The organism is Methylobacterium sp. J-076, assembly GCF_022829405.1.
GTDB lineage: Bacteria > Pseudomonadota > Alphaproteobacteria > Rhizobiales > Beijerinckiaceae > Methylobacterium.
This window is the reverse complement of sequence record NZ_JAKSXW010000149.1, coordinates 295317-314372: the sequence shown is the minus strand read 5'-3', so window position 1 is coordinate 314372 and position 19056 is coordinate 295317. Positions and strand designations below refer to the sequence as shown.

Annotated in this window: 16 protein-coding genes; 7 read left to right on the top strand and 9 right to left on the bottom strand. The window is 70.7% G+C overall.

Going from position 1 to position 19056, the window contains the following annotated elements; translation table 11 throughout:
* Window positions 1-74: 74 nt before the first annotated feature.
* The 5 genes from gor to MKK53_RS23655 form a co-directional block, all read right to left on the bottom strand.
* A complete protein-coding gene (gor, locus tag MKK53_RS23675) occupies window positions 75-1454 on the bottom strand; it encodes a glutathione-disulfide reductase (RefSeq protein ID WP_243931395.1) in 1380 nt (459 codons plus the stop codon).
* Window positions 1451-2596 carry an O-antigen ligase family protein gene (locus MKK53_RS23670; RefSeq protein ID WP_243931853.1) on the bottom strand — a complete coding sequence of 382 codons (1146 nt, stop codon included), beginning with the start codon at window positions 2594-2596 and terminating at the stop codon, window positions 1451-1453. Before MKK53_RS23670 ends, gor begins: the two co-directional genes overlap by 4 nt.
* Window positions 2597-2666: 70 nt before the next feature.
* Window positions 2667-3209: a DUF2059 domain-containing protein gene (locus MKK53_RS23665; RefSeq protein ID WP_243931393.1), complete on the bottom strand. Its 543-nt coding sequence runs from the start codon at window positions 3207-3209 to the stop codon at window positions 2667-2669.
* Window positions 3210-3238: 29 nt separating this feature from the next.
* A complete protein-coding gene (gene rpiA, locus MKK53_RS23660; protein ID WP_243931391.1) occupies window positions 3239-3952 on the bottom strand; it encodes a ribose-5-phosphate isomerase RpiA in 714 nt (237 codons plus the stop codon).
* A 127-nt stretch (window positions 3953-4079) separates the two neighbouring features.
* On the bottom strand, window positions 4080-4544 hold the full coding sequence (locus MKK53_RS23655) for a hypothetical protein (RefSeq protein WP_243931389.1): 465 nt from the start codon (window positions 4542-4544) through the stop codon (window positions 4080-4082).
* A gap of 130 nt (window positions 4545-4674) precedes the next feature.
* Here MKK53_RS23655 and MKK53_RS23650 point away from each other — a divergent pair, with 130 nt between their 5' ends.
* Window positions 4675-5352: a phosphoglycolate phosphatase gene (locus tag MKK53_RS23650; RefSeq protein WP_243931387.1), complete on the top strand. Its 678-nt coding sequence runs from the start codon at window positions 4675-4677 to the stop codon at window positions 5350-5352.
* A 107-nt stretch (window positions 5353-5459) separates the two neighbouring features.
* On the opposite strand, the gene MKK53_RS23645 is transcribed toward MKK53_RS23650, so the two are convergent.
* A complete protein-coding gene (locus MKK53_RS23645; RefSeq protein ID WP_243931385.1) occupies window positions 5460-6614 on the bottom strand; it encodes a pyridoxal phosphate-dependent aminotransferase in 1155 nt (384 codons plus the stop codon).
* 134 nt (window positions 6615-6748) lie between these two features.
* Here MKK53_RS23645 and MKK53_RS23640 point away from each other — a divergent pair, with 134 nt between their 5' ends.
* The 4 genes from MKK53_RS23640 (at window position 6749) to aat (ending at window position 10261) form a co-directional block, all read left to right on the top strand.
* The gene (locus MKK53_RS23640) at window positions 6749-7525 is read left to right on the top strand and encodes a DsbA family protein (RefSeq protein WP_243931382.1); all 777 of its coding nucleotides are present in this window, start codon (window positions 6749-6751) and stop codon (window positions 7523-7525) included.
* 162 nt (window positions 7526-7687) lie between these two features.
* Complete coding sequence (gene accB, locus MKK53_RS23635) at window positions 7688-8155, top strand: acetyl-CoA carboxylase biotin carboxyl carrier protein (RefSeq protein WP_243931851.1); 468 nt, start codon at window positions 7688-7690, stop codon at window positions 8153-8155.
* A 27-nt stretch (window positions 8156-8182) separates the two neighbouring features.
* Window positions 8183-9535 carry an acetyl-CoA carboxylase biotin carboxylase subunit gene (accC, locus tag MKK53_RS23630; RefSeq protein WP_243931380.1) on the top strand — a complete coding sequence of 451 codons (1353 nt, stop codon included), beginning with the start codon at window positions 8183-8185 and terminating at the stop codon, window positions 9533-9535.
* A gap of 57 nt (window positions 9536-9592) precedes the next feature.
* A complete protein-coding gene (gene aat / locus MKK53_RS23625) occupies window positions 9593-10261 on the top strand; it encodes a leucyl/phenylalanyl-tRNA--protein transferase (protein WP_243931378.1) in 669 nt (222 codons plus the stop codon).
* Between the two features lie 304 nt (window positions 10262-10565).
* Here the strand turns inward: aat and MKK53_RS23620 are convergent, their stop codons facing one another.
* Window positions 10566-11213 (bottom strand): DUF2155 domain-containing protein, encoded by a 648-nt coding sequence (locus MKK53_RS23620; RefSeq protein WP_243931376.1) that lies wholly within the window; start codon window positions 11211-11213, stop codon window positions 10566-10568.
* A 107-nt stretch (window positions 11214-11320) separates the two neighbouring features.
* Window positions 11321-11734 (bottom strand): NADH:ubiquinone oxidoreductase subunit NDUFA12, encoded by a 414-nt coding sequence (locus MKK53_RS23615; protein WP_243931374.1) that lies wholly within the window; start codon window positions 11732-11734, stop codon window positions 11321-11323.
* Between the two features lie 499 nt (window positions 11735-12233).
* On the opposite strand from MKK53_RS23615, the gene MKK53_RS23610 reads away from it, so the two are divergent.
* Window positions 12234-15956: a vitamin B12-dependent ribonucleotide reductase gene (locus MKK53_RS23610; RefSeq protein ID WP_243931372.1), complete on the top strand. Its 3723-nt coding sequence runs from the start codon at window positions 12234-12236 to the stop codon at window positions 15954-15956.
* Window positions 15957-16214: 258 nt separating this feature from the next.
* A complete protein-coding gene (locus MKK53_RS23605) occupies window positions 16215-17294 on the top strand; it encodes a glycosyltransferase family 2 protein (RefSeq protein WP_243931370.1) in 1080 nt (359 codons plus the stop codon).
* A 10-nt stretch (window positions 17295-17304) separates the two neighbouring features.
* Here MKK53_RS23605 and MKK53_RS23600 read toward each other — a convergent pair whose 3' ends face one another.
* Window positions 17305-19056 (bottom strand): alpha/beta hydrolase, encoded by a 1752-nt coding sequence (locus tag MKK53_RS23600; protein ID WP_243931368.1) that lies wholly within the window; start codon window positions 19054-19056, stop codon window positions 17305-17307.

Here is a 19056-nt window from a genome sequence, read left to right as displayed (position 1 = left end):
CCTTGATATGGCTCAGGGGCGCACGGCGTCGAGGGCCTAACCTATGCTTCCGTTGCGCGCGGTCGCCGGGGCGGTCAGCCGACACCCACCGGATGCTTCGTGCAGGCCGGCACGCGCATCGTCACGAGCTCCTCCGCGGCGGTGGGATGGACGGCGATGGTCCTGTCGAAATCGGCCTTCGTGGCACCCATCGTCACGGCGATGCCCACCGCCTGGATCAGCTCGCCCGCATCCTGACCGAACAGGTGGACGCCGAGCACCCGGTCACTGGCGCAGTCGACGATGACCTTCATCAGCACGCGCTCCTCCCGCCCCGAGAGGGTCGCCTTCATCGGCCGGAACGCCGCCTTGTAGACGTCGATCCGCTCGAACGCCTGGCGGGCCGCCGCCTCGCTCAGCCCGACCGTGCCGATCTCCGGCGTGGAGAACACCGCCGTGGGGATGAGGCTGTGGTCCACCGTGGTCGCCCGGCCGCCGAATTCCGTGTCCGCGAAGGCGTGGCCCTCCCGGATGGCCACGGGGGTGAGGTTCGCGCGGTTCGTCACGTCGCCCACCGCGAAGATCGAGGGGATGGAGGTGCGCGAGAAGGCATCGACGGGGATCGCCCCGGCCGCGTCGGGCACGATGCCGACCGCATCGAGGCCGAGCCCGACGATGTTCGGCCGGCGCCCCGTCGCGAGCAGGATCTGATCGGCCTCGATCACGCTGCCGTCGTCCAGGGTGGCGGCCAGGGTGCCGCCCGCGCGCGCGATCCCACCGATGGTGCGGCCGAGGCGCAGGTCCATGCGGTGGGCGTAGGCGTCGGCCAGGGCATCGCGCACGTCGTCGTCGAAGCCGCGCAGGAGCTTGTCGCCCCGGTGGAGCAGGGTCGTGCGGCTGCCCAGCGCCGCGAAGACGCCCGCGAACTCCACGGCGATGTAGCCGCCGCCGACCACGAGGATGCGCTTCGGCAGCGTCTCCAGCTCGAACACCTCGTTCGAGGTGATGGCGAGGTCGATTCCGGGCACGGCCGGCTCCTTCACCGGATGGGCCCCGACCGCCACGAGGATCTTGTCCGCCCGGATGGTCTTGCCCGACTTCACGAGCCGGACCGTATGGTCATCGACGATCACCGCCCGCTCGGGGGCGATCTCGACGCCGGCCCGCATCAGGTTGGCGTCGTAGATGCTCTCGAGGCGCGTCACCTCGGCGTCGCGCCGGGTCTTCAGCACGCTCCAGTCGAAGCGCGGCTTCTCCACGGTCCATCCGAAGCCGGCGGCATCCTCGAACTCGTCGGCGAAGCGGCCGGCATAGACCATGAGTTTCTTCGGCACGCAGCCGCGGATCACGCAGGTGCCGCCGACCCGGTACTCCTCGGCCAGCATCACCTTGGCGCCATAGCCCGCGGCGATCCGCGCGGCGCGGACGCCGCCCGAGCCGCCCCCGATGACGAAGAGATCGACGTCGTAGCTCATGCCGGCAGGTCCGTGACGGGTGGTCGGGAGCGGGCCTCCCGCGCCCAGGTGATGGCAGCCCCGAGCCCCGCCGTCCACCACGCGGCCCAGCCGTTGTGCTCCACGAACGCGATGGCCGCCGCGCAGGCGACGAGGCCGAGCGCGACGGCGAAGTCCGCCGCCGGGAGCGATCCCAGCCGGGCCAGCATCAGCATCAGGACGAGGCAGGCCAGGAAGGCACCCGGAAGGCCGAGCTCGGCCCAGACCTGCAGGAAGCTGTTGTGCGGGTGGCCGACGCCGAGCAGCACCCGCATCTCCGGCGCCACCCGTCCGGCCACGGGCGCCTCGGCAAAGCGGGCGCTGGTGCCGAACCCGGCCCCCAGCCAGGGGGAGGCCGCCACCGCCGCCCCGAAGCTGCGGGCGATGGCCACCCGCGCCCGGGACGAGGACTGGGTGAGCTGCGCGTGGGCCGCCTCGGGCATGATGCGGGCGAGGAGGTCGCCCTCCACGGGAGCCAGGGCGACCGCGAGGCCGAGCCCCAGGCCCGCCAGCCCCATGGCGCCCCGCCGGGGCAGCACGCGCCCGAGGACCGCCATGGCCAGCCCGGCGATGAGCCCCATCGCCGCCGCGCCGCTGATCGAGCGCAGGATCCCGAGGGCGGCGAAGGCCAGCGTGGCGAGCGAGGCCGCCCGCAGGGACCGGCGCCAGAGGACCAGGGCCAGGGGCCCCGCCACCAAGTCGAGGGTCAGGGCCGGGCGGTTGAAGACGAAGCCCGCGACCCGGTGTCCGAGCAGGCGCTCCACCGGCAGGTCAAGGGCGAGATCGACGGCGATGAACAGGCCGGCGGCGGCCAAGGACGCACAGGCGAGCGCGGGGACGAAAGCCGGGATCCGGCCCGGCGCGAGGCACACCAGCAGGTAGGCGGCCAGCAGCGTCGGCAGGAACTCTCCCAGCACCCGCAGGGACAGGGACGGGAACGGGCTCCACGCCATCGACAGGAGCGCCCAGCCGAGGAAGGCCAGGGCCGCCAGCCCGAGGGGGGTCCGCACGGGCGCGGAGAGCAGCGCCGGCAGGGCGCGCGGCGCCTCACGCCAGCGCCCCGCCAGGAAGGCGAGGCCCGCCACCCCGACGATGGCCGGGCTCGACCGGTTGGCGAGCACCATCACCAGCGGCAGCAGCGCCAGCGCCGCACCGCCGGCCGCGTAGAACGGACGCGTCGCACTCACCGGTGGGCTACTGGAGCTGGAAGCCGCGCTTGCCCATCTCCGCGCGGACGCGGACCATGATGTATTCGGACACTTCCTCGGTCCAGCCCTGCATGGCGCGCACCATCTCGTCCAGGAGGGCGGGCTGCATCTCCACGTAGCGCTTGCCGGCGGCGGAGCGGAAGAAGCCGGCGATGTCCGTGAGCTCGGCCTCGGAGAACTTCGCGGCGTAGGTCCGCGCGGCGATGTCGATCATCCGCTGCTTCTGCAGTTCCAGCTCCGGCTGGAGGGACACCAGCACCTCGTCGAGGTCCTTCTGGATCTCCGGCCGGGTCACCGCCTGCTTGCGGATCTGGTCGGCGAAGGACGGGATGATCGAATCGAACGAGCGGGCGATGCCCGAGCTGAGCATCACCTCGCGGGCGAGGGCGAGGTGGTTGGCGCTGTAGGCCGGCGCGGCCGGCGTGTTGGCGGCGGGGGTGGACGGCGTCAGCTTCCTGGCCTGGGCGAAGGCCGGGAGGCTGGGGGCCGCGAGCGCGAGGCCGAGCACGACGGCGAGGAGGCGGGACATTGCTGGGTCCTGTCGAGAGGGGATTCGAGTCAGACGAGGCGGCCGAGGACGGTCACTTCCGCCCGGCCGCCGACATCGGCGGCCAGGATCGCAGCCGTCGCGATGCCGAGGAACAGACCGTGTTCCACCACGCCGGGGACGGACCAGAGGGCGGCGCCGAGGCGCTCGGGATCGGGGATCGTGCCGAGCCTCGCATCGAGGATGGCGTGGCCGCCGTCGGTCATCACCGGCTTTCCATCCTTGCCGAGGCGCAGGTCCACCGGGCCCTGGCAGCCCGCGGCGGCGACGGCGGCCTCGACGGCGAGCCGGGTCGCGGCGAGGCCGAACAGGTTGACCTCGATGGGGAGCGGGAAGGCGCCCAGCGTCGCCACACGCTTGGCCGCATCGGCGATCACCACCATGCGGTCGCTCGCACAGGCGACGATCTTCTCGCGCAGGAGGGCCGCGCCCCCGCCCTTGATGAGGCGCAGGTGATCGTCCACCTCGTCCGCCCCGTCGATCGTGAGGTCGAGATGGGGCACCTCGTCCAACCGGGCGAGGCGGATGCCGAGGCCCTCGGCCTGCCGGTGGGTCGCCTCGGAGGTGGGGACGCCGACGACGTCGAGCCCGTCGCGCACCCGGGCGCCCAGCAGGTCTACGAAGGCGGCGGCGGTGGAGCCCGTGCCGAGGCCGAGGCGCATGCCGGGCTCGACCAGGTCGAGGGCGCGGGCCGCGGCGGCGCGGCGGAGGTCCGGGCCGCTCATCGGGCGGCGTTCCGGTGAATCGTATCGTGGTCGGTGGCGCACATGGTCCGGGGGCCCGGGAGGGACGTTCGTCGCGCCCCTACCATGTCGCCCGCCCGACCGGAACGGGTGGGATGCGCCTTCGCCCTCACGGACGGCCGCCCTGTGGAGGAGTGGCGCTCGGTCCCGGCCGGCCCGCGGAGGTGCTCGGGATCGCCGCGCCCTCGGGCGGCTCGGCGCCGGGGCGGCTCTGCTGGGTGCAGACGACCTGCTCCTTCTTCACCAGCACGAAGCAGATGCTCATCTCGCCGGTGCGGTAGTTCACCCGGAACACCCCCGCCTCGCGGGCGTGGCGGCTGGCGACGAGGCCGTATTCGGACGGGGGCTGCGGCCCCGCCCCCTCCCCGGCCCCGAAACACACGGTCTGGCCGATGCCGCCGCCGGATTCCTGCAATCCGTATTGGCAGGAGGTGACCTCGCCGGTTACCTTGTCGACCCGGTACATGCGGTTCAGGTCGGTCTGCGGGGCGGGCACGAACTCATACGACGCCGCCACGGCGGGCACCGCGTTCAGGGTGGCGCAGACGAGGAGCGTCGGCAGGATCGGGCGCATGGGACATCCGCAGGAAGGAAGCGCTGCTTTCGCCGAGGTTTCGGGCGAGTGTTAGGCAAGGTGCGCCCCTTGCCGCCTGCCCGGGCGGGGGATAGCGAGGCGACGCCTCACCGAAAAGACGGAAAACGCCATGGCCGCCCCGCCCATCGCCGTGTTCGACCTCGACGGCACCCTCGCCGAGACGGCGGGTGACCTGATCGGCACGCTCAACGTCCTCCTGACGCGCGAAGGGCTGGCCGAGCTTCCCCTGTCCCAGGCCCGCGAGCTGATCGGCGCCGGGGCGAAGGCCCTGATCCGCCGGGGCTTCGAGGCCGAGGGGCGCGCCCTCTCGCCCGCCGAGCACGACCGGCTGTTCGATGAGTTCATCGCCCATTACGGCGAGCATCTGGCCGGTTCGTCCCACCTGTTCGACGGCGTGGTCCCGGCCCTCGGCCGGCTGGAGCAGGCAGGTTTCCGCCTCGCCGTCTGCACGAACAAGTACGAGGGGCAGTCGGTGAAGCTCCTCACCGTGCTGGGTGTGGCCGACCGCTTCGCCGCCATCTGCGGCCGGGACACGTTTCCGCAGTACAAGCCCGACCCCCGCCACCTCACCGAAACCATCGCGCGGGCGGGCGGAGACCCGGCGCGGGCGGTGATGGTGGGCGATTCGCGCACGGACATCGACACCGCCAAGGCGGCCGGGATCCCCGTGGTCGCCGTGACCTTCGGCTACACCGACACCCCCGTGGCCGAGTTGGCGCCGGACCGGGTGATCGGGCACTTCTCGGAGCTGCACGACGCGGTGGTGTCGCTCGTTCGGGCGGGCTGACGGAGCCGGGTGGGGAGATCCACCCCCTCGCGGTCATCGCGACCGATGACGGAGGGGCATCCCGGCATCGCTGCGCTTTCCGGGCAGGACCGCGATGGGTCGGCGCGTCAGCCGAGCCACGTCCGCAGCCGGGCCACGGTGTTCCGGCAATCCGCCTCGGAGCCAGCGAACGAGAACCGGATGTGGTGCCCTCCGGCCGCCGGGTCGAAGTCGAGACCCGGCGTCGCCGCGATGCCGGCCTCGTCCAGCATCCTCCGGCAGTAGCCCGCCGCGTCGCCGGTGAGGTTCGACACGTCGGCGTAGACGTAGAACGCCCCGTCCGCCGGGTGGACCTTGCCGAGGCCGAGGCCGGGGAAGGCGTCGAGCAGGATCGCACGGTTCCGGGCGTAGCCCTCCCGGACGGCCTCCAGCTCCTCCGTCGCGTCGAAGGCCGCCAGCGCGCCGACCTGCGAGAGGTAGGGCGCCGAGATGTAGAGGTTCTGCGCCAGCCGCTCGACCGCGCGCAGCAGGCTCTCGGGCACGACCATCCAGCCGATCCGCCAGCCGGTCATGCAATGGTACTTCGAGAACGAGTTGATGATCACCGCGTCCGGCTCGAACTGCAGGGCCGTGGCGGCCGGGGCGCCGTAAGTCAGGCCGTGGTAGATCTCGTCCGAGATGAGCGGCAGGCCGCGGAGCCGGGCGCGGGCGCAGAGTTCGCCCAGGGCCTCCGGCGTGATGACCGTGCCGGACGGGTTGGCCGGGCTCATCACCAGCAGACCGTCGAGCGCCCCGGCGCCATGGGTCGCCGACAGGAGGTCGGCGGTCGGGGCGAAGCGATCCTCGTCGCGCAGCACCATCGGCACCGGCTCGACGCCCAGGGATGCGAGGATGTTGCGGTAGGCCGGGTAGCCCGGCTGCGGCACGCCGACCCGGTCGCCCGCATCGAACAGGGCCATGAAGGCCAGGAGGAAGCCCGCCGAGGAGCCGGTCGTCACCACCACCTGCTCGGGGGAGACCGTGACGCCGTAGCGGGTGCGGTAATCCCGGGCGATGCGCTCGCGCAGGGCCGGCAGGCCCAGCGCCTCCGTATAGGGCACGCGGCCGAGGGCGAGCGCCCGCTGCACGGCCTCGATGACCGGCCGGGGGGCGCCGGCCGAGGGCTGCCCGACCTCCATGTGCACCACGTCGAGGCCGGCGCGTTCCCGCGCCGCGGCGGCGCTCATCACGTCCATGACCATGAACGGCGCGACGGTCGAGGCCCGGCGGGAGGGACGCGGCATTGGATCCGTGGAGGTTCGCGCGCCCTACCGGCGCTCACGGCCTATTTGACCGCGTGCCGCGAAATCGCCAAACCCCTCGACAATACGCTCAATGCGCGTCCGGCATGGCCGGCATTCGCGTCTCGCGAGGTTCCATGCCCTTCTCCCGTGCCCTCCCCGCCCTTGCGCTGGCGCTCAGTCTCGGCGCTGCCGCCCCCGTCCTCGCGCAGAGTGCCGCGGCCCCCTTCACCGACGCCCAGCGCACGGCGATCGAGGGGATCATCAAGGACTACCTGATCAAGAACCCCGACGTCCTGCAGGACGTGATGGCCGAGGCCGAGAAGCGGCAGGTCGAGACCCAGCGCCTCGCCCAGTCGGCGGCCCTCAAGGAATCCCGCGAGCTGCTGGTGAACGGCAAGCACGACGTGGTCGCCGGCAACCCGACCGGGGACGTCACCCTGGTGGAGTTCTTCGACTACAATTGCGGCTACTGCCGGAAGGCGCTCGGCGACGTGCAGTCGCTGATCAAGGCCGATCCGAAGCTCCGGGTCGTCATCAAGGACTTCCCGGTGCTCGGCCCGGAATCGGTGGAGGCGAGCCAGGTCGCCGTCGCCGTGGCGCAGCAGCTGAAGGGCGACAAGCTCTTCGAGTTTCACCAGAAGCTGCTCGAGTCCAAGGGCCGGGTGAACGGCGCCAAGGCCCTGGACGTGGCCAAGCAGATGGGCGTCGATACCGCCAAGCTGCAGAAGGACATGGCGTCCCCCGAGGTGAAGGCGGTGATCGCCGAGAACCGCGGCCTCGGCGACCGTCTCGGTTTGTCGGGAACGCCGGCCTTCATCATCGGCGACGAAGTGATCCCGGGTGCCGTCGGCGTGGAGCCGATGCGCAAGACGATCACCGACGTCCGGCAGTGCGGCCACGCCTCCTGCTGATCCTGCGGGACTGACCTGTTCGATGGCGGCCTTGTCGCGGCGGGGCGCCTTCGTCTAAGACCGCGGGCGCCCGCGGTGATCCGCGGATGCCCCCCCGGCGCCCGGTCGAGCTGAGCCCCCGCCCGCCGGACGATCGGACCGATGCCAGACGAAGAAGGCCGGATGCCCAAGCACGACTCCATCGATCCCGAGCTTGTCCGCGAGCTCGCCCACCTCGTCACAGAGACGGGTTTGTCGGAGATCGAGGTCGAGAAGGGCGACCTGCGCATCCGCGTGGCGCGCCGGATCGAGCCCGTGACCGTGCAGATGGCGGCGCCCGCCCCCGTCGCGGCGGCCGGCCCCGCCCCGATGCAGCTGCCGGCAGCCCTCGCCCCGGCCGAGCCGGCGCGCGTCGAACCCGGCACCGTCCCCTCGCCGATGGTGGGCACCGCCTACCTCCGGCCCTCGCCGGAGGCGAAGGCGTTCATCGACGTCGGGTCGCGGGTCGAGGTCGGCGACAAGCTCCTGCTGATCGAGGCGATGAAGACCTTCAACGAGATCGTCGCGCCGCGGGCCGGCACCGTCACGGCGATCTTCATCGAGGACGGTCAGCCGGTCGAGTTCGGCGAGGCGCTCCTCGTCATCGCCTGACGCTCCGTCGCCCGAGAAGCAGCCCCCATGTTCGACAAGATTCTGATCGCCAACCGGGGCGAGATCGCGCTGCGGATCCTGCGGGCGGCGAAGGAACTCGGCATCGCCACCGTCGCGGTGCATTCCACCGCCGATGCGGACGCCATGCATGTCCGCCTCGCCGACGAGAGCGTGTGCATCGGCCCCCCCGCGGCGCGCGACAGCTACCTCAACATCCCCTCGATCATCGCCGCCTGCGAGATCACCGGGGCGGACGCGGTGCATCCGGGCTACGGCTTCCTTTCGGAGAACGCCCGGTTCGCCGAGGTGCTGGCCCACCACGAGATCGGGTTCATCGGCCCCAAGGCCGAGCACATCCGCATCATGGGCGACAAGATCGAGGCGAAGCGCACGGCGCTGAAGCTCGGCATCCCCTGCGTCCCGGGCTCCGAGGGCGGGGTCGAGACCGGCGAGGAGGCCAAGCGCGTCGCCGCCGAGATCGGCTACCCCGTGCTGGTGAAGGCCGCCTCTGGCGGTGGCGGTCGCGGCATGAAGGTTGCCCGCACCGAGGCCGACCTGGATCAGGCGATCGGCATGGCCCGCTCGGAGGCGAAGGCGGCCTTCGGCGACGATTCGGTCTACCTCGAGAAGTATCTGGAGAAGCCGCGCCATATCGAGGTGCAGGTGCTCGGCGATGGCGCGGGCGGTGCCGTCCACCTCGCCGAGCGCGATTGCTCCCTCCAGCGCCGCCACCAGAAGGTGTGGGAAGAAGGCGGGTCGCCCGCCCTAAACGAGGCGATGCGGGCCGAGATCGGCGGCATCTGCGCCAACGCCATGAAGAAGCTCGGCTACCTGGGCGCCGGGACCGTGGAGTTCCTGTACGAGGACGGGCGCTTCTACTTCATCGAGATGAACACCCGGATCCAGGTCGAGCATCCGGTCACCGAGATGATCACCGGCATCGACCTCGTGAACGAGCAGATCCGGGTGGCGGCGGGGGCGCCCCTGTCCGTGGCGCAGGAGGACATCCGCGTCGAGGGCCATGCCATCGAGTGCCGCATCAACGCCGAGGACCCGGAGACCTTCCGGCCCTCGCCGGGGCAGATCACCTACTACCACCCGCCGGGGGGCCTTGGGGTGCGCGTCGATTCGGCGGCCTTCCAGGGCTACCGCATCCCGCCGAACTACGATTCGCTGATCGGCAAGCTCATCGTCCACGGCCGCACCCGGAACGAGTGCCTGATGCGCCTGCGCCGGGCCCTGGACGAATTCGTCATCGACGGTGTCGACACCACCCTCCCCCTCTTCCGCGCCCTGGTCCGCAATCAGGACGTGCAGAACGGCATGTACGACATCCACTGGCTGGAGACCGCCCTCGCCTCGGGCGACCTGAAGACCTGACGCCGCGGGCCCATTCGGGCTCTGGCGTTTCGGCCTCCGCCGGGCGACATTTCCGGCATGCATGACGGTGCCCGTATCGACATCACGCCCGAAATCCTCCTGAAGGCCTACGCTGCCGGGATCTTCCCGATGGCGGAGGATGCGGACGATCCGACGCTGTACTGGGTCGAGCCCCGGGCCAGGGGCATCCTGCCCCTCGACGGGTTTAGGATCTCCCGCCGCCTCGCCCGGACGGTGCGGGCCGACCATTTCGAGGTCTGCTCCGACACGGATTTCGACGGGATCATCCAGGGCTGCGCCGGCCCGCGCCGGGACAGCGAGCGCACCTGGATCAACGGCCGCATCCGCGACCTCTACGGCGCCCTGTTCGATGACGGCTACGTCCACACGGTGGAGGTCTACGCCCGCGAGCCGCGCCGGCTCGTCGGCGGGCTCTACGGGGTGTCCCTCGGCGCGGCCTTCTTCGGCGAGAGCATGTTCCACTTGGAGCGGGACGCGTCGAAGGTCGCCCTGGTCCACCTGATGGCCCGCCTCAGGACGGGGGGCTACCGACTCGCCGATACTCAGTTCGTGACGGACCACCTCGCCCAGTTCGGCGCCGAGGAGATCCCCCGGCACGCCTACAAACGGCGCCTCGCCGCCGCCCTCGATGCGGAGGCGGACTGGGCCGTCTGGCCGCGGGACGGCAGCGTCACCGGGGAGCAGGTGATGGCGGCGCTCGGGTGATCCGCCCGGCGCGGTTCGTGGAGACGCGCCTCACTGTCTCGGAAGGTTCGTTGGACAGTCGGATCCTCCCACCTCCCGCTTCGGTGTCTGGCCGGAGGGGTCGGGGAGGTGGGATCGCCCGCCGTGATCCCATCCCGCCTGTGCGAGCGCAGTGAAGGAAGCCGGGGACGCGCGATGTCCTGGAGAGTCCCGCTGCCCTGGATTGCTTCGCTTCGCTCGCAAAGACGAAAGGGCGCGGATCGCTGGGACGAAATGAGCGGCGGGAGTGCCTCTGCGAGCGAAAGCCTCGCCGCGAAAAGCCTCCCTACCGGAAGATCGCGTCGAAGATCGATTGCGGCTGGGCGGGCGGCGGCGGAGCCGGGGCCGGGCCCTCGTTCGACGGGAAGAACTTCCGTGAGGGCTTCTGCTTCGGCTGGACGGGGACGCCGCGGGGCGCCTCGACATCCACCTGCCCGGCCGAATTCACCTGCTGGACAGCCTTGTTCGCGTCCTTCCGCTTCGGCTTCTCCGGTTTGGCGGCGAGGGCCGGGACGTCCTCCTGCTCCTTCGCCTCGGCGATCACGTCGTTGCCGCCCTTACAGTCCACGAGCCACACGTCGTAGATCGGGTGCTCGATGGCGTGCAGGCCGGGGCTCGATGCGAACATCCAGCCCGTGAAGATGCGGCGGTACTTGTTGTCGAGGGTGACCTCGTCGACTTCGAGGAAGGCCGTCGTCTTGGCCGGCTCGGTCGGCGGGCGCGAGTAGCAGACCCGGGGCGTCAGCTGCAGGGCGCCGAACTGGACGGTCTCGTCCACCGCCACCTCGAACGAGACGATGCGCCCGGTGATCTTGTCCAGGCCGGAGAACACCGCGGTCGGGTTCTTGATCTTGTCGGCCAGCGCCGGGCCTGCGGCGAGGATCGCGGCGCCGAAGCAGAGCGCCCGGATGGCGCGGGAGGTGGTGCGGCTCAAGGCAAGTGCCTCTCGGCGGTCTGGCGGCGGGCGGAACGCGTCCGGTTCAACACCGCAACGGTGGCGGCAAAAGGGCGCCCCGCATCGCTCCGGGCGTGCGGAGGGGCCTATTCCGGCGACCAGGGCGCATAGTCGCCGGTGGCGGCCGGGCGCGAGCCCCAGGAGAGCTGCGAGCCCTGCGGCCGGTAGGCATTGGCCGTGCCGGTCTGGTTCTCGACGTGCGGCTTCTGCCAGGGCTTGGGGGTGTACTGCTCCTCGCTCGGGGCGACATCGACGTTGTGGCAGAGCCAGCCGCGCCAGCCCGGAGGCACCTTCGAGGCATCCGCGTAGCCGTTATAGACCACCCAGCGCCGCTCGCTGCCGACCGAACGGTCGATCAGGGCGCCCTGCGCCTTGTAGTACTTGTTGCCGAAATCGTCCTCGCCCACGAAAATGCCCGAGCGCGCGGTCTGGACGGCCACCGAGACGGTCTGGCCGTTCCACCACGTGAAGATGCGCAGCAGGGTGTCCTTGAGGGCCATCACCGGATCCGATTTCGAGCGCGCCGCGGGCGCGTCGGACGCGGTTATGGGCAGCGCGCGCCCGCGAGTCCAGTGCCGGGCCCCCTGTCGCAGGGATGCCACGCCTGCACCTGCGCGATACCGCCGCGGACTTCCCCCACCCCGCCGGACGCATGTGGACACAAAATATTCCCGCCGGAAATCCTCGGGCCAGGAAGGGCACTTAAGCGGGGCCGTGCAGATATCCACAGGGATTTGGCGCAGCCTACTACATCTAGCGGGGAACTCCGGGTCCCAACACCACTTGTTGACGGAAAGAGGCGCCCGGCGCTAATCTCCGGGTCAAGGTGGTGCCCCTCGGTTGATGCGTTCAGCGGGCCACCGCCGCCTCTAGAATCATCATGGCGACACCGGAACTTGCCCAGTGCGGGCAGGGCCGGTTCCGCCGCCCTCGCGAGGGGGCCAACCCCCGCCATGGGCGGGAACGGGGCACGTCGCCCCGCTGGGAGAGGTGTGTCTTATGCGGTTCGAGCGTCGCTACACCAAAGCCGGCCAGTCGCCCTACGCGGACATCCCGTTCCGCAAGGCGCTGAGCGAGATTCGCAATCCGGACGGCTCGGTGGTGTTCCGGCTGGACGGCATCGACGTGCCGGAAAGCTGGAGCCAGGTCGCGAGCGACGTCCTGGCGCAGAAGTACTTCCGCAAGGCCGGCGTCCCCGCCCGCCTGAAGAAGGTCGAGGAGAACGACGTCCCCTCGTTCCTCTGGCGCTCGGTGCCGGACGAGGCGGCCCTGGCCGAGGTGCCGGAGGAGGAGCGCTTCGGCTCGGAGATCTCGGCCACGCAGGTGTTCGACCGGCTCGCGGGCTGCTGGACCTATTGGGGCTGGAAGGGCGGCTACTTCTCCTCCGAGGAAGATGCGAGCGCGTTCATGGACGAGCTGCGCGTGATGCTCGCCCGCCAGATGGTGGCGCCGAACTCGCCGCAATGGTTCAACACCGGCCTGCATTGGGCCTACGGCATCGACGGGCCGGGCCAGGGCCACTTCTACTGCGATTACCGCACCGGTGAGCTGACGCGCTCGAGCAGCGCCTACGAGCACCCGCAGCCCCATGCCTGCTTCATCCAGTCGGTGCAGGACGACCTCGTGAACGACGGCGGCATCATGGACCTGTGGGTCCGTGAGGCGCGCCTGTTCAAGTACGGCTCCGGCACCGGCTCCAACTTTTCGATGCTGCGCTCGGAGAACGAGAAGCTCGGGGGCGGCGGCAAGTCCTCGGGCCTGATGTCGTTCCTGAAGATCGGCGACCGGGCGGCGGGCGCCATCAAGTCGGGCGGCACCACGCGCCGGGCGGCCAAGATGGTGATCGTCGACATCGATCACCCGGACATCGAATCCTTCATCGACTGGAAGGTGAAGGAAGAGCAGAAGGTCGCCGCCCTGGTGACCGGCTCCAAGATCGTGTCCAAGCACCTGCAGGCGGTGATGAAGGCCTGCACCCAGTGCGAGGCTGAGGGCGATGCCTGCTTCGATCCCGAGCGGAACCCGGCGCTGAAGAAGGCCGTGAAGGCCGCCCGCAAGGAGATGGTGCCGGACGGCTACACCAAGCGCGTCATCCAGTTCGCCAAGCAGGGCTATACCAAGATCGAATTCCCCCTCTACGACACCGATTGGGATTCGGAGGCCTACCTCACCGTCGCCGGCCAGAACTCCAACAACTCCGTCTCGCTGACCGACGACTTCCTCCGCGCCGTCGATGCGGACAAGGACTGGAACCTCACCGCCCGCGTCACCGGCAAGGTGGCCAAGACCGTGAAGGCCCGGGACCTGTGGGAGAAGATCGGCGAGGCGGCCTGGGCCTCGGCGGATCCGGGCCTGCACTTCAACACCACGATGAACGATTGGCACACCTGCCCGGCGGGCGGGCGGATCCGGGCCTCGAACCCGTGCTCCGAGTACATGTTCCTCGACGACACGGCCTGCAACCTCGCCTCCACGAACCTGCTGACCCTCTACGACCGCGCCGCGAAGCGGTTCGACGTGGCGGGCTACGAGCACGTCAACCGCCTCTGGACGGTGGTGCTCGAGATCTCGGTGCTGATGGCGCAGTTCCCCTCGCGGGAGATCGCGGCGCTGTCCTACCGCTACCGGACGCTCGGCCTCGGCTACGCCAACATCGGCGGCCTGCTGATGACCATGGGCTTGTCCTACGACTCGCATGAGGGCCGGGCGCTCGCCGGGGCGCTGACCGCGATCATGACCGGCGTGGCCTATGCCACCTCGGCGGAGATGGCGGCCGAACTCGGCGCGTTCCCCGCCTACGACGAGAACGCCGACGCGATGCTGAAGGTGATCCGAAACCATCGGCGGGCCGCCCACGGCGAGGCCGACGGGTACGAGTTCCTGAACATCGCCCCGGTGCCGCTGGACCACGCCAACATCCCGCAGGAGGATCTGGGCCAGCACGCCCGCGCCGCCTGGGACCGGGCGCTGATGCTCGGCGAGGAGCACGGGTACCGCAACGCCCAGGCGACGGTGATCGCGCCCACCGGCACGATCGGCCTCGTGATGGATTGCGACACCACCGGCATCGAGCCGGACTTCGCCCTGGTGAAGTTCAAGAAGCTCGCGGGCGGCGGCTACTTCAAGATCATCAACCGCGCCGTGCCGGACGCCCTGCGCTCGCTCGGCTACCGGGAGAGCGACATCGCCGAGATGGAGGCCTACGCCGTCGGCCACGGCTCCCTCGGCCAGGCCCCGGCCATCAACCCGGGGAGCCTGCGCGCCAAGGGCTTCACCGACGAGAAGATCGCCTCGGTGGAGAGGGGCCTGAAGTCGGCTTTCGACATCAAGTTCGTGTTCAACCGCTGGACGCTGGGCGACGATTTCCTCATCCAGACCCTCAAGGTCCCGGCGGAGAAGCTCGCCGACCCGACCTTCGAGCTGCTGCCCTTCCTCGGCTTCAGCAAGAAGGACATCGAGGCCGCCAACACCCATGTCTGCGGGGCGATGACGCTGGAAGGCGCGCCGTTCCTCAAGATCGAGCACTACGCGGTGTTCGATTGCGCCAACCCCTGCGGGCGGATCGGCAAGCGCTACCTCTCGGTGGAGAGCCATATCCGCATGATGGCGGCCGCCCAGCCGTTCATCTCGGGGGCGATCTCCAAGACCATCAACATGCCCAACGACGCCACGGTGGAGGATTGCAAGGCGGCCTACCTGCTGTCCTGGCGCCTCGCCCTCAAGGCGAACGCCCTCTACCGCGACGGCTCGAAGCTCTCGCAGCCCCTGAACTCGGCGCTGATCGCCGACGAGGAGGAGGACGCGGACGAGGTGATCGAGGCCCTGGTCCAGGCTCCGGCGGCGGCCAAGGCGGCGGCGGCGGCCGAGCGGATCGTGGAGCGGGTGATCGAGCGGGTGGAGCGCATCCGCTCGCGGGAGAAGCTGCCGGGCCGGCGCAAGGGCTACACCCAGAAGGCCGTGGTCGGCGGCCACAAGGTGTACCTGCGCACCGGCGAGTACGATGACGGGCGTCTCGGCGAGATCTTCATCGACATGCACAAGGAGGGCGCCGCCTTCCGCAGCCTGATGAACAACTTCGCCATCGCGATCTCCCTCGGCCTCCAGTACGGCGTGCCGCTGGAGGAGTTCGTGGAGGCCTTCACCTTCACCCGGTTCGAGCCCTCGGGCTTCGTGCAGGGCAACGATGCGATCAAGAACGCGACCTCGCTGCTGGACTACGTGTTCCGCGAGCTGGCGATCTCGTATCTCGGCCGCACGGACCTCGCCCATGTCAGCCCGGCCGAGATCGGCAACACGGTGCTCGGCGGCGGCGAGGCGGGGGACACGACCCGCGAGCCCCCGAAGGCGCCCTCGGCGGCGTCCATCGTCTCCCGCGGCCTGCTCCGCGGCTCGGCCGACCGGCTGACCGTGATCCAGGGCGGCCCGGCCGGGGCGATCCTGGGGGTGGCCTCGGCCTCGGCGGGGCAGAGCGCCCCGGCCGGCGGCACGGTCCACGCCGTGCGCGGTGCGACGGCCCTGAAGGCGGAACCCGCCGAGCAGGTCCAGCTGGTCGAGACCCTGGCCTTCGCCGCGCCGGTGCGGACGGTGGAGGACCGCCGGGCCGAGGCGAAGATGAAGGGCTATGTCGGCGAAGCCTGCCCGGAATGCGCGAACTTCACCCTCGTGCGGAACGGGACCTGCCTGAAGTGCGACACCTGCGGCGGCACCACAGGCTGCTCGTAACGCCCCGCGACGGAGCGGCCCGACACGTCGTCGGGCCGTCCCACGGTGGAAGGCCAATGCGACCGCGCCCCCGCGCATCGCATTGGCCTTTTGCGTTCGAAGCGGCGCAGATCCTCGATCCCAAGGATTGAACCGCGACTTAAGTAATACAATCCCCAATTGGTTTATCGAATTCACGCCGTCTTATAATGGAGATGTTCGCGCGTCGGCATTTCGAAACATCGTGGACAGATGGGTACGCCACATTCGTCAGGTTACATGCCGCTCCTCTCCATCGTGACGCCGACCCGTCATGCCCCGCACCTGATGGACCGGGTGTTCGACAGCCTTCTCCGCCAGACCTGCGGGGAGTTCGAGCATGTGCTGGTGGATACGAGCGCCGACACGCGCACGCAGGAACGGTGGTGGCGGGATTTCGCCCCCCGGCTCGACAGCCGGTTCCGCTACGCCCGGGTGCCCCTGGCCGATCCCGACATGGCGGGCGCGTTCGAATACGCGCTGGGCCAAGCGCGCGGCGCCTATGTCTGCCCGATGACGCACAAGGCCATGTGGCGGGCGGATGCCGTCGATAACCTGCACCGGATCATCGCGCGATACCCCGATCTCCCGTGCTTCGCGTTCAGGTCGCTGTACGTCGATGTGGACATCCACGCCGACGGGGAGAATGCCCAGCCGCTCCATCAATACGAGTTCGGCAGCGCGTGGGACGGGTCCGGCCCCACGGTCCTGAAGAGCCGGGACGTGTTCGCGGAGAACGTGCGCCTCTTCGGCGAGCACGGCTACGGCGGGCCGCATGTGGCGACGCATCTCGACATGCCGTTCGCCTGCCACGCGGTCTACACGGCCGAACTCCTGGATCGGGTGCGCGGGCGGTACGGGTGCCTCGTCGCCGGCCGTTTCGCGGGCGATTCCCGTCTGGGCTACCGCGTGATGGATCTCTTGGAGGAGGTGTCCGTCTTCCGCGAATTCGAGCCGCGGACGAGCAGCATGCACAGCAGGACCGGAGCCGCCGGCTCGCAACTGTCCTCGTGGCCCTACCTGTGTGACGTCTTCGCGTCCCTCAGCGCGGACCCGAAGCAGGTCATCTCGCGCTCCCCGTTCGGCTACCTCCCGCTCTGGTGCGTGATGACCTACTGGGAGCTGTTCTCGGTGGTGCGCGAAGCGCGGGGCCACTTGCGCATGGAGATCGCCTACCCCGCCGGGCAGGTCGAGGCGGTGCTGACGGCCGAGATCGGGGGACTGACCGACATCGCGGAGCCGCTTCGGGCCGGGCTGCTCAGCCATGTGCGGGCGATCGTCGACCGCCTCGACGGCGGCGTCCTACGGGCGTGGTTCTGAGGGCCGCGCCTCATTCCCCCGCGGACCGCCGGTGGCCCGGGCTTTGTCCGGCGGCGGCGGCGGCGAGGGTGGCCACGAGGATCTCCCGCATCCGCTCCTGGGCCCCCGCGGTGCTGAGGTTGTGGTCGGTGTCCGGCAGGATCACGAGGGGGTGGCCGAGGCGCCGGGCGACCTTGGCCGGAGAGCGGCCGAGATGGGCGGCGACCTCGCCGAGGCCCGCCTCCCCCGCGCTGAACACGAGCACGAGTCGCGCCCCCCGCTTGCGGATCGCGGCGACCCGCCCGGCGACGCTGTCCGGGGCGGGGAACGGACGCAGCAGCGTCGCCGCCGCGTGGCGCAGGCGCCCGCCCGCCAGGGCGGCGAGGCGGGAGGCGATGGCCCCGACCTTCACCTCCCCGCGCAGGACGCGCCGCCACGCATCGGGCCGGCGCAGCAGCGACGCGTAGGCCGCCGGGCTGCGGAAGCTTGGCTTGAGGGCGGCGGCGAGGTCGGCCTTCGGGTCCCAGTCGAAACAATAGAGATTCGAGAGGATGCCGGCCCGCACCCGGGAATCGGCGCAGACGGCATGGAAGCCGAGGAAGGCGCCGCTGCAATTGCCGGTGACGACGACGCCGCGGCCGTCGTCGAGTCGGTCGATGCCGGCCCGGGCCTCGGCGAGGGCGTCGAGGGCGTAGAGGGGTAGGCTCCCGTCCGCCCGGTCCTCGCTGTCGCCGACGCCGCGCAGGTCCATGCGCAGGGACCTCACGCCCATCGCCGCGAGACCGCGGGCGAGGTCCGTCGTCTGGCGGCCATAACCTGAGCGCGGGTTCACGCCGGAATTGAGGAACAATACCGACGGCATGGTGGGATCGGACACACGCGGCGTGCAGACGATGCCGGCGTTTCCGCCGAAGCGCACCAGCGTCTCCGTCCAGCTTGAATGCGCGATGGGCCCGGCCGGCGGCGCCGGCATCGGGGTGCCGGGGCGGGCCGACGCGTCGTCGGCGACGAAGCCGAGCACCTGGGCGAAGACCTCGCGGGGTGTCTCGGAGATGAGGGCGTTCGACAGGAAGGGGGCGAGGCCGGGGAACGGCCCCGTCTCCACGGCGCTGCCGCCGTCCCGCAGGCGTCCGGCGAGGCCCGAAGGGTCCGGCCCCAGCAGCAGGACCTTCGGCACCGGCGCGGGCGGCACCTTGGCGAGGTCGAGCGTCGCGAGGGAGGCGAGGAGGCCCGGAGCCGGCCGGAAGCCGCCGAAGACGGGCGCGGCCGGGTCCTGGGGGAACGGGCGCCCGTCCGGCAGCTGGTCGATGGTCTTGGTGCGGATTGTCATCTCGCGCAGGTAGGCGCGGCCCGAGGCGAAGGGGGCCAGCAGCACGAGGCGGTCGACCCCGCCCTCCCCGGCGGCGAGCGCGGCCAGCGTCGCGCCGAGCCGGAGGCCTACGAGGACGATCTCCTCCGCGCCCCCCTCCCCCCGCAGGAAGCGCGCGGCGCTCCCGATCGCACGGACGAGGCCGTCCACGTCGGCGGTGTCGGGATCGGCCGAGTCACCCTCGCCCGGATAGTCGAAGCGCAGGGTCGGGTGGCCCGCTGCGGTGAGATCGTCCGCGAGCCGGCGCCATCCCCGTCCGGCCGAGATCTGCTCGTAGCCGAGGGTGCCGCACAGGACGACGCCGCGGCGTGAGCGCCCGGCACCGTACCAGCCGAGCATTCCGCCGAAGGTGACGGGCGTGGAGGAGATCGGCGTCCCTCCGGTGAAGGCCGATTCGGCCAGGGCGAGCGTCAT

Coding starts and splice junctions, on each gene's coding strand:
- MKK53_RS23665 (WP_243931393.1), bottom strand. CDS start 3,209: ATGTCCCGCCTCCTCGCCGTCGTGCTCGGCCTCGCGCTCGCGGCCCCC.
- MKK53_RS23650 (WP_243931387.1), top strand. CDS start 4,675: ATGGCCGCCCCGCCCATCGCCGTGTTCGACCTCGACGGCACCCTCGCC.
- gor (WP_243931395.1), bottom strand. CDS start 1,454: ATGAGCTACGACGTCGATCTCTTCGTCATCGGGGGCGGCTCGGGCGGC.
- accC (WP_243931380.1), top strand. CDS start 8,183: ATGTTCGACAAGATTCTGATCGCCAACCGGGGCGAGATCGCGCTGCGG.
- accB (WP_243931851.1), top strand. CDS start 7,688: ATGCCCAAGCACGACTCCATCGATCCCGAGCTTGTCCGCGAGCTCGCC.
- aat (WP_243931378.1), top strand. CDS start 9,593: ATGCATGACGGTGCCCGTATCGACATCACGCCCGAAATCCTCCTGAAG.
- MKK53_RS23600 (WP_243931368.1), bottom strand. CDS start 19,056: ATGACGCTCGCCCTGGCCGAATCGGCCTTCACCGGAGGGACGCCGATC.
- MKK53_RS23640 (WP_243931382.1), top strand. CDS start 6,749: ATGCCCTTCTCCCGTGCCCTCCCCGCCCTTGCGCTGGCGCTCAGTCTC.
- MKK53_RS23670 (WP_243931853.1), bottom strand. CDS start 2,596: ATGGTGCTCGCCAACCGGTCGAGCCCGGCCATCGTCGGGGTGGCGGGC.
- MKK53_RS23645 (WP_243931385.1), bottom strand. CDS start 6,614: ATGCCGCGTCCCTCCCGCCGGGCCTCGACCGTCGCGCCGTTCATGGTC.
- MKK53_RS23655 (WP_243931389.1), bottom strand. CDS start 4,544: ATGCGCCCGATCCTGCCGACGCTCCTCGTCTGCGCCACCCTGAACGCG.
- MKK53_RS23610 (WP_243931372.1), top strand. CDS start 12,234: ATGCGGTTCGAGCGTCGCTACACCAAAGCCGGCCAGTCGCCCTACGCG.
- MKK53_RS23615 (WP_243931374.1), bottom strand. CDS start 11,734: ATGGCCCTCAAGGACACCCTGCTGCGCATCTTCACGTGGTGGAACGGC.
- MKK53_RS23605 (WP_243931370.1), top strand. CDS start 16,215: ATGCCGCTCCTCTCCATCGTGACGCCGACCCGTCATGCCCCGCACCTG.
- rpiA (WP_243931391.1), bottom strand. CDS start 3,952: ATGAGCGGCCCGGACCTCCGCCGCGCCGCCGCGGCCCGCGCCCTCGAC.